The organism is Microvirga rosea, from assembly GCF_020595095.1.
Lineage (GTDB): Bacteria > Pseudomonadota > Alphaproteobacteria > Rhizobiales > Beijerinckiaceae > Microvirga > Microvirga rosea.
The window spans coordinates 361,581-373,825 of sequence record NZ_JAJDOP010000001.1; the positions used below are offsets into that span (position 1 = coordinate 361,581).

Annotated in this window: 15 protein-coding genes; 8 read left to right on the plus strand and 7 right to left on the minus strand. The window is 65.2% G+C overall.

Annotation, left to right across the window (positions count from 1 at the left end):
• Positions 1-63 precede the first annotated feature (63 nt).
• On the plus strand, positions 64-1,191 hold the full coding sequence (locus LJD17_RS01755) for an AI-2E family transporter (protein WP_227382248.1): 1,128 nt from the start codon (positions 64-66) through the stop codon (positions 1,189-1,191).
• On the opposite strand, the gene LJD17_RS01760 is transcribed toward LJD17_RS01755, so the two are convergent.
• Positions 1,188-1,874, minus strand: a complete 687-nt coding sequence (locus tag LJD17_RS01760; protein WP_227382250.1) for a thioredoxin domain-containing protein — start codon at positions 1,872-1,874, stop codon at positions 1,188-1,190. The two genes, LJD17_RS01755 and LJD17_RS01760, sit on opposite strands and share 4 nt — an antisense overlap.
• Positions 1,875-2,031: 157 nt before the next feature.
• Between LJD17_RS01760 and LJD17_RS01765 the strand changes: the two genes are divergently transcribed.
• Entirely contained in the window at positions 2,032-2,466 is a 435-nt protein-coding gene (locus LJD17_RS01765; RefSeq protein ID WP_227382252.1) for a hypothetical protein, read from the plus strand.
• A gap of 116 nt (positions 2,467-2,582) precedes the next feature.
• Positions 2,583-2,777 carry a hypothetical protein gene (locus LJD17_RS01770; protein ID WP_227382254.1) on the plus strand — a complete coding sequence of 65 codons (195 nt, stop codon included), beginning with the start codon at positions 2,583-2,585 and terminating at the stop codon, positions 2,775-2,777.
• Positions 2,778-2,814: 37 nt separating this feature from the next.
• Here the strand turns inward: LJD17_RS01770 and fabI are convergent, their stop codons facing one another.
• From fabI to fabA, 3 genes are all read right to left on the minus strand, one after another.
• Complete coding sequence (gene fabI, locus LJD17_RS01775; protein ID WP_319799660.1) at positions 2,815-3,645, minus strand: enoyl-ACP reductase FabI; 831 nt, start codon at positions 3,643-3,645, stop codon at positions 2,815-2,817.
• Positions 3,646-3,808: 163 nt separating this feature from the next.
• Complete coding sequence (gene fabB, locus LJD17_RS01780) at positions 3,809-5,032, minus strand: beta-ketoacyl-ACP synthase I (protein ID WP_227382256.1); 1,224 nt, start codon at positions 5,030-5,032, stop codon at positions 3,809-3,811.
• A gap of 90 nt (positions 5,033-5,122) precedes the next feature.
• A complete protein-coding gene (gene fabA, locus LJD17_RS01785; RefSeq protein WP_227382258.1) occupies positions 5,123-5,641 on the minus strand; it encodes a 3-hydroxyacyl-[acyl-carrier-protein] dehydratase FabA in 519 nt (172 codons plus the stop codon).
• A 230-nt stretch (positions 5,642-5,871) separates the two neighbouring features.
• Here fabA and irrA point away from each other — a divergent pair, with 230 nt between their 5' ends.
• The 3 genes from irrA to LJD17_RS01800 are packed head-to-tail and all read left to right on the plus strand — an operon-like array spanning position 5,872 to position 8,454.
• Positions 5,872-6,342 (plus strand): iron response transcriptional regulator IrrA, encoded by a 471-nt coding sequence (gene irrA, locus LJD17_RS01790; protein ID WP_227382259.1) that lies wholly within the window; start codon positions 5,872-5,874, stop codon positions 6,340-6,342.
• 45 nt (positions 6,343-6,387) lie between these two features.
• On the plus strand, positions 6,388-7,266 hold the full coding sequence (locus LJD17_RS01795) for an EamA family transporter (protein ID WP_227382261.1): 879 nt from the start codon (positions 6,388-6,390) through the stop codon (positions 7,264-7,266).
• Between the two features lie 30 nt (positions 7,267-7,296).
• A complete protein-coding gene (locus LJD17_RS01800; protein WP_227382263.1) occupies positions 7,297-8,454 on the plus strand; it encodes an adenylate/guanylate cyclase domain-containing protein in 1,158 nt (385 codons plus the stop codon).
• Positions 8,455-8,505: 51 nt separating this feature from the next.
• Here LJD17_RS01800 and LJD17_RS01805 read toward each other — a convergent pair whose 3' ends face one another.
• The gene (locus LJD17_RS01805) at positions 8,506-9,231 is read right to left on the minus strand and encodes a carbonic anhydrase (RefSeq protein ID WP_227382265.1); all 726 of its coding nucleotides are present in this window, start codon (positions 9,229-9,231) and stop codon (positions 8,506-8,508) included.
• 179 nt (positions 9,232-9,410) lie between these two features.
• Between LJD17_RS01805 and LJD17_RS01810 the strand changes: the two genes are divergently transcribed.
• Positions 9,411-10,349: a hypothetical protein gene (locus LJD17_RS01810; RefSeq protein WP_227382267.1), complete on the plus strand. Its 939-nt coding sequence runs from the start codon at positions 9,411-9,413 to the stop codon at positions 10,347-10,349.
• A gap of 19 nt (positions 10,350-10,368) precedes the next feature.
• Here the strand turns inward: LJD17_RS01810 and LJD17_RS01815 are convergent, their stop codons facing one another.
• Both LJD17_RS01815 and LJD17_RS01820 read right to left on the minus strand, forming a co-directional pair.
• Complete coding sequence (locus LJD17_RS01815) at positions 10,369-10,518, minus strand: DUF3096 domain-containing protein (RefSeq protein WP_227382268.1); 150 nt, start codon at positions 10,516-10,518, stop codon at positions 10,369-10,371.
• A 34-nt stretch (positions 10,519-10,552) separates the two neighbouring features.
• Positions 10,553-11,086 carry an SH3 domain-containing protein gene (locus LJD17_RS01820; RefSeq protein ID WP_227382271.1) on the minus strand — a complete coding sequence of 178 codons (534 nt, stop codon included), beginning with the start codon at positions 11,084-11,086 and terminating at the stop codon, positions 10,553-10,555.
• A 163-nt stretch (positions 11,087-11,249) separates the two neighbouring features.
• Between LJD17_RS01820 and LJD17_RS01825 the strand changes: the two genes are divergently transcribed.
• Positions 11,250-12,242, plus strand: a complete 993-nt coding sequence (locus tag LJD17_RS01825; protein WP_227382273.1) for a 2-hydroxyacid dehydrogenase — start codon at positions 11,250-11,252, stop codon at positions 12,240-12,242.
• The last annotated feature ends 3 nt before the right edge of the window (positions 12,243-12,245 follow it).

A 12,245-nucleotide genomic window follows, 5' to 3' on the forward strand; every position in this document is an offset into this window, starting at 1 on the left:
GACGGTTCCTTTTGGGCCTCGGCGGCGTTGTCCGTTCGGGTCAACCCGGACAGGACCGCTTCCATGCGCGCAACAGACAAGCAGGTGATTTCCGCCCACGGTGGAGACTTGGGGCGCCGGGCTCCGGATGCCGGAACCCGGCGGATCGCGCGGCATATCGGTGCCGTCCTTCTGTGTCTGCTCGCCTTGTGGACGTTGCGGTCCTATCTGGCGGCCCTCGGATGGGCGGTGATCATCGCCCTGAGCGTCTGGCCGGTCTATGACCTGATGCGGATGCGCATCGGTGGCGGGCGTGTCGCCGCGCCGCTGCTCGCCACCTGCGGGCTCGCCGTGATTCTCGCGGTCCCGTTCGTCCTCGCCATGGTGTCGTTCGGCCGGGAGGCACAGACCCTCCTGCAATGGATCACCCATGCGCAGCAGAACGGGATCCCGGTGCCCGAATGGGTCCGCCATCTTCCGGTTCTCGGCCAGAACCTCGACACGTGGTGGCAGGCGCATTTGAGCCAGCCGCAATCCGCCGGGCAATGGCTGAACGGGCTCGACCCTGAGACGCTGACCGGATGGTCCAGGACTCTCGGCGGCGCCGCCCTGGCGCACCTGCTCCATGCGCTCATCTGCTTCATGGCCCTGTTTCTCCTGCTGCGCGACGGAGACCGGATCGGCGCACAGGTTCTCGACTTGACGGACCGGTGGCTGGGAACGCCCGGCGAGCGCCTCGCCGAGAAGATGACGGTCGCGGTGCGGGGAACGGTGAACGGGACGGTTCTGGTCGCGGTCGGCGAGGGCATCCTCATCGGAATCGGCTTCGTGCTGGCCGGGGTTCCGCATGCGGTGCTCTTCGCCATCCTGACGATGGCTTTCGCCATGCTGCCGATGGGAGCCTGGTTCGCGTTCGGGGTCGCGGCCGCCGTGCTCCTGATGGCCGGTGGATCGATCATCGCCGCCGCCGCCGTTTTCGGCTGGGGGGCGCTGGTCATGCTGGTGGGGGACAACGTGGTCCAGCCGGGCCTGATCGGCGGCGCCGCCCGGCTGCCGTTTCTCTGGGCCCTGGTCGGGATCCTGGGGGGCCTTGAAACCTTCGGGCTCATCGGCCTGTTTCTCGGACCGGTGATCATGGCGGCGCTCCTGACGATCTGGCGCAGCCAGGTCGGAACGCCGCGGGAGGCCGGGCTCTCCGTCGGGTCGGATTAAGCGCGGGCTCGAACGATGGCGGCCCGCTTCTGGGCAAGGCTCATGCCGCCCACATAGCTCTCGGGCCCCACGAGATAGGACGGGGTTGCGACGAGGCCGAGGGAGTTGCCCAAGGTCAGGGCCTGCTTCATCCACCCGATGGTCCGCTCGCTGTTCGCCGTCTCGGTCAGGCGGTCCCGGTCGCCGCCGAGGCGCTCCGCTTCCCCGAGGGCCCGGTTGCCGTCCACCGGCCCGCGAAGCCCGAACAGGGCCAGATGAAGAGGCAGATAACGTTCCGGCCCATACACCTGAAGATAGGCCAGGGCCGCCTTGGTGGCGGTCACGGACGGCAATCCCAGCACCGCGTAATTGACGAGGTAATAGGTCAGATCGGGCTCGGCCTTGAGCAGTTCCGGAAGATCCTGGGCGGACCGTTTGCAATAGGGGCAGTTGTAATCGAAATACTCGATCATGATCACGTCCCCATGGGCATGACCCAGACGGACCGCGGAGGGGAGATCGAGACTGTCCTCGAAAAGCTCCACCGGAATGCGTTCCGGCTCCGGTGCCTTCTGGGCCAGCGCGGGCGAGGCGAGGCCGGACAGGGAAAGGCCGGCGAGAAGGGAACGGCGGGACAGAATCATGGCGGGCAAAGCTTTCGAATCGAGGCAGGCCGTCGTGCCGTCCGATGATGTCCGGAGCAAGGCCAAGCTCGCACGTCTCACGGGGTCGTGAACCCGAGCGGCAACGTCGGATGCGAGCATTTCAGGACGCGGCGGGTTTGGGCGGACGCGTGAAGATTCACACATTCTCACACAACAATCTGTTATATCGTGTGATAACTGTTGAAGGAGTCCGTCGTTGCCGCTTTCTGTTCTTCGAAAAGCAATCTTTGTCGTCTTTCTGAGCACGACGTCCATGGTCGCACAGGCAGGTACCGTTCCGCTTCTGCCGAGGGCGCAAAAGGTCTTCAAGAAGGCAGGTCCGACGGCACTGGCCGAAATCAAGAAAAACGGCATCGCAGGTCTCAACGGAACGCTGCAGGACTGCTACGGCCGCGCGGCGAAGCAACCGGATCTGAAAGCCGTTCAATATTGTTTCGCGATGCATGTGGCGGCCATGCGGTACGACATGGCAGTCATTCAATCCCTTGGAGGGCAGGGATCGTCCTCCGGCATGGACGTCTCCGATGCCGTCGAGATGGCGAGCCCGGCGTTTCACCATGTCGGTTACGCGGATGCGGGAGAAATTCTGTCGATTCTGGAAAGCTGGATCGATGCTTTCCTCAAGGAGTGATCGTCTGAGAGACTAATGCATCCCCTGAAAGATTCCTCCGCTTCTGAACGGGAAACCCGCGACCGCATTGTCGAAGATAAGCAGATGCAGTCGTGGGATTTGCCAAGGGGTTTGCCATGAGCGGCAAGAAGCAGGAAGACGATCTGGTCGATGCGGGCTCGGATTACTCGTTTCCGGCGAGCGATCCGCCCTCCTACATGGGCGGAACCGCCGTGGCGGGCCCGCCGCCCCACGATGGAACGGCCCGCGAACCCGTAAGCCACGAACTCACCCGTTCCGACGACGAAAAACCGGCCGAGAAAGCCCCTTAGGGCGTGGGACGGTGGAAGCGCCCGAAGAGGCTTGGGTTCAAGCCTCTTCTCCTGTCACGCCCGCGGCGTCCTGCGCCTTCAGGACATCCGGACGCGGCATCGAGATGATGTTGTAGCCGGAATCCACGTAGTGGATTTCACCGGTGACGCCGGTCGACAGGTCGGACAGGAGATAAAGCGCGGAGCCGCCGATCTCCTCGATGGTCACGGTCCGGCGCAAGGGGGCATGCGCTTTCTGGTAGGTGAACATCAGCCGGGCGTCGGAGATGCCCGCGCCCGCGAGGGTTCGCACGGGACCCGCCGAGATGGCGTTGCACCGGATGCCCTTGGGGCCGAGATCGGCTGCGATATACCGCACGCTCGCCTCGAGGGCCGCCTTCGCCACGCCCATCACGTTGTAGTTGGGCATCACGCGGGTCGAGCCGCCATAGGTGAGGGTGAGAAGCGAACCGCCGTTCGTCATGCGCTTGGCGGCTCGCTGGGCGATCTCCGTGAAGGAGAAGCAGGAGATCACCATGGTGCGGGAGAAGTTTTCCCGGGTGGTGACGTCCACATAGGAGCCCTTGAGCTGGGACTTGTCCGAGAAGCCGATGGCGTGAACCACGAAATCGATGCCGTTCCAGCGCGCATCCAGGGTGTCGAACGCCTTGTCGACGGAGCCGACGTCTTCCACGTCGCAGGACAGCACCAGATCGGAGCCGAGGGACTGGGCCAGCGGCGTCACGCGCTTGCCGAGCGCTTCGCCCTGATAGGTGAAGGCGAGGTCCGCCCCATGGGACGCCAGTGTCTTGGCAATGCCCCAGGCAATGGAATGATCGTTCGCGACGCCCATGATGAGGCCCCGCTTTCCTTGCATCAGACCGGTCACTCGGGTCCCCCTGTGCGTCGGCTCTAGGGTGCGATGCCGATCATCAAGGAACCGTGCATCGCGAGCCGTGATGGCCATACGGTTGAGCATATCCATGAGGGGTCCCGATTATTTGCCGGGTTTGGGACCTCGCACGGACATGTCTCAGTGGTGTGACGCTTGTTTAAGCGTTGTAGCGGCTGAACACCAGAGTCGCGTTGGTGCCGCCGAACCCGAAGGAATTGGACAGCACGGTGTCGATCTTGGCGTTGTCGATCCGGTTGCGCACGATCGGCATGTCGGCGAAGGCGGGATCGAGCTCTTCGATATGGGCGCTTTCGCAGATGAAGCCGTTGTTCATCATCAGGAGGGAATAGATCGCCTCCTGCACCCCCGTCGCGCCGAGGGAGTGCCCGGTGAGCGACTTGGTGGCCGAGATCGGCGGGCACTTGTCGCCGGTGCCGAAAACTTCCCGAATCGCTTCGATTTCCTTGAGGTCGCCGACCGGGGTCGAAGTGGCGTGCGGGTTGATGTAGTCGACCGGGCCCTTCACTCCCTGAAGCGCCATGCGCATGCAGCGGACCGCGCCCTCGCCCGAGGGAGCCACCATGTCGTAGCCGTCGGACGTCGCGCCGTAGCCCACCACTTCGCCGTAGATGCGCGCGCCGCGCGCCTTGGCGCGCTCGAGCTCCTCGAGCACCAGAACGCCCGCGCCGCCGGCGATCACGAAACCGTCCCGGTTGATGTCATAGGCCCGGGAAGCCGTGGCCGGGGTGCCGTTGTACTTGGTCGACATGGCGCCCATGGCGTCGAAGAGGGATGAGAGCGACCAGTCGAGATCCTCGCAGCCGCCCGCGAACATCACGTCCTGCTTGCCCATCTGGATCAGCTCATAGGCGTTGCCAATGCAGTGATTCGAGGTCGCGCAGGCCGAGGAGATGGAATAATTGACGCCCTTGATCTTGAACCAGGTGGCGAGCGTCGCGGACGCCGTGGAGGACATGGCCTTCGGCACCGCGAACGGTCCGATTCGCTTCGGGCCCTTGTCCCTTGTGATGTCGGCCGCTTCCACGATGGTGCGAGTGGACGGGCCGCCGGAGCCCATGACGATCCCGGTGCGCTCGTTTGAAATGTCGCCGTCCTCGAGCCCGGCATCGCGGATCGCCTGGTCCATGGCCACGTGGTTCCAGGCGGTTCCCTTGCCGTGGAAGCGCATGGCGCGCCGGTCGACGATCTCCTCGGGGTTCAGCGTCGGAGCGCCGTGGACCTGACACCGGAAGCCGTACTTCTCGTAGTCCTCGGCCTTGGCGATGCCGGATTTCGCTTCCCGCAAAGAGGCCAGCACCTCCTGCGTGGTGTTGCCGATGGACGAAACGATGCCCATTCCGGTGACGACGACGCGCCTCATAGCTACCTCTTCCAAAGAAAAGCCGGATCGAGTCCGATGGACCACAGGTAAGGTTGACCTTGCCGGTTCACAACCGTGGCCGGTGACCGGCTAGCCGCCGGCCGGCTCGGCCTGGAACAGCCCGACCCGGAGGTCCTTGGCCTCATAGATGCGGCGCCCGTCCGCTTCCAGCCATCCGTCGGCGATGCCGAGAACGAGCTTGGACCGGAAAACGCGCTTCAGGTCGACCCCGTAGACCACTTTCTTGACGGTCGGAAGGACCTGGTCGGAGAATTTCACCTCACCGACGCCAAGGGCCCGGCCGCGGCCTGCCGATCCGGACCAGCCGAGAAAGAAGCCGACCATCTGCCACAGGGCATCGAGACCCAGGCAGCCCGGCATGACCGGATCGCCCTTGAAGTGGCACGGGAAAAACCAGAGATCGGGCCTGACATCCAGCTCGGCCCGCACATGGCCTTTGCCATGCTCGCCGCCGTCCTCGCCGATGGAGGTGATGCGATCGAACATGAGCATCGGCGGCAGAGGCAGCTGCGCATTGCCAGGGCCGAACATTTCTCCACGCCCACAGGCGAGAAGTTCCTCGTAATTAAAGCTCGACGGGCGGTCCATGCCGGATGCCGATCCTTTCATCCCATGCCAAAGGTGGCCCCGCGACAGACCGGAGCCATGAAACGGGGCTCTGGTAGCACAGGCTTGGGCGTCCATCAAAGGGACCTGAGCCGCAAGGGCAAAAACTTTACCTTGCAACCCCGGTCCTCGGCAGCCAGCCTTGCAGCCAGGGCCTCGCTTCCTTATGATTATCAGGATAGAAGCATCATTTCTTGCAATCAGTTCCGAAGATGACCGATCCGTTATCCGCCTATATCGAGTCCACCACCGCTCCCGCGCACCGGCGAGGCTGTCCGCTGTCCGAGCTGCGCGACAAGCTGCGGCGCGTGGGCCTGCGTCCCACCCGCCAGCGGGTGTCGCTGGGCTGGCTCCTGTTCGGAAAAGGCGATCGTCACATCACGGCCGAGGTGCTTTTCGAAGAGGCGACCCGGGCCCGGGTGCCGGTCTCCCTCGCCACCGTCTACAATACGCTGCACCAGTTCACCCAGGCCGGCCTCCTGCGCCAGCTCGCGGTCGACGGGGCCAAATCCTATTTCGACACCAATCCGACCGAGCATCACCATTTCTTCCTTGAGGACGAGGGCGAGCTGGTCGACATGCCGTCGACCGGGGTGAGCGTGGGCGATCTGCCGGCCCCGCCTCCCGGCATGGAGGTCGCCGGGGTCGAAGTGATCGTGCGCCTTCGCCGCAAAGCCGCCTAAAGACTTTTTCGCGCCGGATCGGAGCGGCCCTTCAGGTTTCCCCACATGCCGCTCGTCCACGTGTTTCTGGCCCTGATCGTCACCGTCATCTGGGGCCTCAGCTTCGTCGTCATCAAGCTCGGCGTCGGCACGACGCCGCCCCTGCTCCTGGCGTCCCTCCGGTTTTTCTTCGCGGCCCTGCCGGCGGTGTTCTTCATTCCGCGCCCCCAGACCAGCTGGCGGATCCTGGCCGGTTACGGGTTCTTCCTGGGAGTGGCGCAGTTCGGATTGCTGTTTGCCGCCATCGCGCTCGGCATGCCCGCCAGCCTCGCCTCCGTGGTGATGCAGGCCCAGGTCTTCTTCACGATCCTGTTCGCCGCGATCGCCATGGGCGAGAGGCCCGGCCCGCACCAGATCGTCGGTGGCCTGGTCGCGTGTTTCGGCCTCGTGCTCATCGCTTGGCCCCGTTTGTCGGGAGGCGGCGCGGGACCCTTCCTGATGACCGTCGCGGCGGCCGCGGCCTGGGGCGTCGCCAACATCGTGTCCAAGAAAGCCGGACGCGTGGACATGCTCGGCTTCGTGGTATGGGCGAGCCTGATTCCGCCATTGCCGCTTCTGGCCTTTTCCCTCATGCTCGATGGGCCCGACCGGGTCATGGCAGCCCTGTCGCACGTGAACGGCGGCACGGTGGGCGCCGTCGCCTATCTGGCCTATCCGACGACCATCTTCGCCTTCGCGGTGTGGAGCTTTCTCCTGTCGCGTTACCCGGCCGCAACGGTCACGCCCTTCGCGCTTCTGGTGCCGGTGGCGGGAATTCTCGGCTCGGCGCTCATCCTGGGGGAGACCATGCACCCGATCGAGGCGATCGGCGGCGCCGTCATCGTGCTGGGCCTGGCGGTCAATGTCTTCGGAATTCGCGTGATGCGCAGGCTGCGCGCCGTCTGAGGAACACCGGTTCTCGCCAAGGTGAAGATCATGACGAATTTGGAAGCCTGGATCATCGAGCAGGGACTGAGCGGATCGAGCATCGCGACGCTCCTCACCGGGATCGTCGAGCGCCTGGCGGCCGACGGCATTCCCCTCGCGCGGGCCTATATCGCCCTGCCGACCGTCAATCCGACGATCCGCGTCTTCAACCATACCTGGACACACCAGGGCGGCACCGTCGTCGAGGGTATTTCGCACGAGCGCAATCAGGAAGCCTTCGAGATCAGCCCCTTCGGCTACATGCTGCGGGAAGGCTTGAGCGAGCAGCATTGGCGCTTTCACGAGAATCACCCGATCCGGTTCGATCTCTTCGACGACATCCGGCGGGACGGCGGCACGGATTACCTGGCCCACCTCGTCAGGTTCGAAAACGCCGGGGCGCCGGACCTGCGCGGCATCGCGGTCTCGTTTTCGAGCTTGCGCGACGGCGGCTTCAGCCAGGAGGAGGTTGTCCGCATCGGGGCGATCATGCCCCTGCTCAGTCTGTCGGCCTATCGGATCGGTCTCTTCGACCTGACGGTGGGAATGCTCGATACCTATGTGGGTTTGTCCGCCGGGCGGAGGGTCTTGAGCGGCGAGATCCGGCGCGGGGCCGGCGCCACCATCACGGCCGCCCTGCTTTTCGCGGACCTGCGGGGGTTCACGGCGCTGGCCGATCAGGTCGGCGCCCCTGTGATCGGCCGCCTCGACGAGCACCTGGAAGCGATGGCCGCGCCGATCGTCGCCGAAGGCGGGGAGGTGCTCAAATTCCTCGGCGATGGTCTTCTGGCGGCCTTTCCGATCACGGAAGACCAACCTCCGGAAGCGGCCGGCGCGGCGGCGATCCGGGCCGCGCTGTCCGCCTTTGCGCTGAACGATGCCGTCAACGAGACCCATCCGGATGCGATGCCGCTCCATCTCGATATCGCCCTTCACAGCGGCGACGTCTTCTATGGCAATATCGGCGCCGCCAGCCGTCTCGACTTCACGGTGATCGGTCCGGCCGTCAACGAGGTCAGCCGCATGGAGGCGCTCTGCAGTGGGCTCGATTGCCATCTGGTCATGTCGGCGGCCGTCGCGCAGGCCAGTCCGCTGCCCGTCCGGTCCCTGGGCCTGCACCGGCTCCGCGGCGTGCCGACGGAGCGGGAATTGTTCACGCTGGCCTAGCGCCGGGATTGGCCCCCCGTCGACCGCATGCGGACGGGAGGCAGGCCGACCTTAAACGAGATTGACCTTTCCGGTGGCAAGATCGTAGACGCCGCCGACCACGAGGAGCTTCTTTTCCGCCACGCGCTCGCTCAGGATCGGTGTGGCTTTCCGGAGACGCTCGACATTGAGCTTCACGTTCGCGACCGTCGCCGCGGCAGGAAGATCGGACGGCTTGTCCTTCCGGGCCACTTCCACCGCCGGCTTCAGGGCACCGATCAGTTCGGGAAGGTGACCGGGCAGCTTCAGTCCCTCGTCCAGGACTTTGACGGCTGCCGACACCGCGCCGCAGCTGGTGTGTCCCAGCACCAGAATCAGCGGAGCGCCGAGGAACTGGGTCCCGAATTCGAGGCTCGCCAACCCGTCGTCATTCACGAAATTGCCCGCAACCCGAACCACGAAAAGGTCGCCCGGCGACTGATCGAAGGCGTATTCGGGTGCGACGCGGGAATCGGAGCAGCTGACGATCGCGGCGATCGGATGCTGGGATTGGGCGCGTGCGGCCCGGCCAGCCGAAAAATCCTTCTGCTCCGGCGCATTCGCCACATAACGGGCATTTCCGTCCATGATGCGCTTGAGTGCGTCCTCGCCGCTGATGGCATTCTGCGGCGAGGCCTGCGCGAAGGCGCTGCCGGACTTCAAGGCAAGGCCGGACGCCATCGCCATCCCCGCACCGGCCATCAGAAGGCCTCGGCGGGAGAGATGGGGCGCTGTTCCGGCGGAACACTTGTCACACATGATTCGACCTCTCGATGGGAAAAGGCGGCAAAGAGCCGGTTCGCTGGGAACGGGGGCACAGGTTCCCTTGCGGCATGTGCACTTTCGGGGGTACTTCCTTAGGAGCAAAGTCCAAAACTTGCAGGGGTTGCGGATCGCATTCCCGCTCAGTCTCCGGACGCCGGAAGGGGTTTTACGCCATGGGTCAGATGATCCCGCAAACCGACGCCGTGGCGGCTGATTCGCCGTACGAAGACGCCATCCGGTTTTGTGTCGATGCCATCCTGCGGATGCATTGGGGCGAGAAGCTGATCAACAAGATCTTCGGCCGCGCGACGCAGTCCCACGCGGCGGGGCTTGCGATCATCATGCATTACGAGGCCCTCGAGGGTCGCGGAGGCCGGCCGACGCTGTCCCAGGTTCAGGCCCAGATGGGAAAAGCCCGGACGCTCGCGGCATTCTTCGGGCTCCTGCGGCTTGCGGGCATGATCCGCATCGAGGTCGACCCGGCGGACCGGCGTCAGCAATATCTGGTGCCGGCCACGCCCCTGATCGAAGGCCTGAAAGGCTGGATTCTCCACCATGTGCGCTGCTGCGAGATCATGGGATTCGTCGCGCCCGGCTTTGCGGCGCGCATCGGCGAGGACGAGGCCCTGTTCGCGGCCTTCATCGGCCGGACACGTCCCGTTCTGGAGCGCACCCGCACGCCTCCCGAAGCCGCGGCCGGATGGACCTGGATCGACAGTCTCGATTGCGGCGACCGAATCGGGCTTCTGCTCCTACGGGGCCACTACGCGGCGGCGGCTGCCGGTGAGACCTGGTTTTCGTTCAACAGCCGGCAGGTCGCCGAGAATCTCGGCATTTCCCATTCCCATGTCCGCAACGTCCTCAACCGGGCCGAGGAAAAGGGACTGCTGACGCAGGATCGCCGTGGCAACGGCATTGCCCTTTCGGCCCATTTCGTCGGGGAGGCGAGGGCGTGGTTCACGGCCTTCTGGGGATGGGTCGCTCTGGCCGCGGAGGCGGCGCAGAACGCCGTCATGGGAGGCGAGGATCCTCATCGAGAGACCCGGCTGACGGTCGATCCGAACCGGTTTCAACCGACGTGGGCGGCCGGGCGGACCGAGCCCCTGCATTGAGGCCCGGCGCCCGGATCCGTCAGCGAATCAGCCCAAAGCCGACAACCGCGTAGGCGATCAGGAAGATCGCCACGAAGACGTTGAGAAAGCGGGGCGCCACGATCGACGCGACGCCGAGGATCAGGGCCAGGAGGGGCAGGATGTTCTTGAGGCTGAAGGACAGGGTCATGGAATCTCCGGTTGATGGTGGCGCGACGGGCTGACTACTCGACCTTCTCGTTCGGGTAGACGCCCCAGAGCTTGTCCTGACGGACATAGCCGTCGACGTCGCGGGCCCGCTCCATGACGATCACGACCCGGCACCAGGTGCCGTCGCAGCCCTTGATGTTGGTGATCACGCCGGGCTGCAGCTGAGCGACGACGCCGCTTTTGTCACTCGGGCCGTCGAGAATGGGGATCGGCGGAACCGCTCCCTTGGCCCAGGGCATCACGAGCGCCGTGCGCCGCCCGGACAGGAGAGAGTGCAGCACCCAGCCTTCCGTCCCTTCCGAATCGCGGATCCGCCGCCAGGTCTCGTATTCGGCGATGATCTCGACCGGCAGGCCGGCTCGCTGAAAGACCCAGGCGGTGCGATGATCCTTGGACGGGCCCTCCCGCAGGTTCACCCGGTCCGTCTTGAGGCTCACATAGCGCGGAACCGGAAGGCCGGTGCCGAGGCGCCCGCCGGGAGGCTGCTGCGCGAGAGCGGGCGGGACGCTGAAGACCATGAGGGCAAGAAGGAGCAGGATCCTGCGCATGTTTCCTCGTGTCGGGTTTGTCTCGGGTCGCGCCTCTGGTAGAGAAGCTTGGCGAGGGCCGCCACGCGGCGGCTCGTCGCCTTAGTGGCTGAAACAGGGTTAAGGGAGCGTGAAAACGCGCCCGGATCCGGCGATTTTTCGAGCGCGGGGGCTTTGCAGGCCGATGAAAAAGAGACCAGTCGTCGTCGTCACCCGCCGGTTGCCCGACGTGATCGAGACGCGGATGCGCGAACTCTTCGACACCCGGCTCAATCTCGAGGACGAGCCCCTGTCCCGCGAGGCCCTCGCGGAAGCGATGGCAAGCGCGGACGTCCTGGTGCCGACCGTGACGGACGAGATCGACGCGGCCCTGCTCGACCGGGCCGGTCCCAACCTCAAGCTCATCGCGAATTTCGGCAACGGTGTCGACAACATCGACGTTCAGGCCGCGGTCGCGAAGGGGATGACCGTCACCAACACGCCGGGCGTTCTCACGGAGGACACCGCCGACATGACCATGGCGCTGATCCTCGCGGTGGCCCGGCGTATTCCCGAAGGAGCGCGGGTCATTCCGGAGGGCAAGTGGGAAGGCTGGTCCCCCACGTGGATGCTCGGGCGCCGGATCACGGGAAAGCGCCTGGGGATCGTCGGCATGGGCCGAATCGGGCAGGCCCTGGCGCGCCGGGCCAAGGCCTTCGGGTTGTCGATCCATTATCACAACCGCCGGCACGTGGCCCCCAAGATCGAGGCGGAACTCGAGGCGACCTACTGGGAATCCCTCGATCAGATGCTGGCCCGCATGGACATCGTGTCGGTCAATTGCCCGCACACCCCGGCCACCTATCACCTCCTGTCCGCCCGCCGCCTCAAGCTGATGCGGCCCGACGCGATCCTGGTGAACACGGCGCGCGGCGAGGTCATCGACGAAGGGGCGCTCACCCGCCTCATCGAGGCCGGCGCGATCGCGGGGGCGGGCCTCGACGTGTTCGAGGAGGAGCCGGCGGTCAATCCACGCCTCGTCCGCCTCGCCAAGCAGGGCAAAGTCGTGCTGATGCCCCATATGGGCTCGGCGACCCACGAGGGGCGCATCGCGATGGGCGAGAAGGTCATCGTCAACATCCGGTCCTTCATCGACGGCCACAAGCCGCCGGACCGGGTGCTCCCGAGCATGCTGTAAGGC

Bases quoted from the DNA above. Each gene is read 5' to 3' on its own strand.
- LJD17_RS01755 (WP_227382248.1), top strand. From the start codon at position 64: ATGCGCGCAACAGACAAGCAGGTGATTTCCGCCCACGGTGGAGACTTG.
- LJD17_RS01770 (WP_227382254.1), top strand. From the start codon at position 2,583: ATGAGCGGCAAGAAGCAGGAAGACGATCTGGTCGATGCGGGCTCGGAT.
- fabB (WP_227382256.1), bottom strand. From the start codon at position 5,032: ATGAGGCGCGTCGTCGTCACCGGAATGGGCATCGTTTCGTCCATCGGC.
- fabA (WP_227382258.1), bottom strand. From the start codon at position 5,641: ATGGACCGCCCGTCGAGCTTTAATTACGAGGAACTTCTCGCCTGTGGG.
- irrA (WP_227382259.1), top strand. From the start codon at position 5,872: ATGACCGATCCGTTATCCGCCTATATCGAGTCCACCACCGCTCCCGCG.
- LJD17_RS01795 (WP_227382261.1), top strand. From the start codon at position 6,388: ATGCCGCTCGTCCACGTGTTTCTGGCCCTGATCGTCACCGTCATCTGG.
- LJD17_RS01800 (WP_227382263.1), top strand. From the start codon at position 7,297: ATGACGAATTTGGAAGCCTGGATCATCGAGCAGGGACTGAGCGGATCG.
- LJD17_RS01805 (WP_227382265.1), bottom strand. From the start codon at position 9,231: ATGTGTGACAAGTGTTCCGCCGGAACAGCGCCCCATCTCTCCCGCCGA.
- LJD17_RS01810 (WP_227382267.1), top strand. From the start codon at position 9,411: ATGGGTCAGATGATCCCGCAAACCGACGCCGTGGCGGCTGATTCGCCG.
- LJD17_RS01815 (WP_227382268.1), bottom strand. From the start codon at position 10,518: ATGACCCTGTCCTTCAGCCTCAAGAACATCCTGCCCCTCCTGGCCCTG.
- LJD17_RS01820 (WP_227382271.1), bottom strand. From the start codon at position 11,086: ATGCGCAGGATCCTGCTCCTTCTTGCCCTCATGGTCTTCAGCGTCCCG.
- LJD17_RS01825 (WP_227382273.1), top strand. From the start codon at position 11,250: ATGAAAAAGAGACCAGTCGTCGTCGTCACCCGCCGGTTGCCCGACGTG.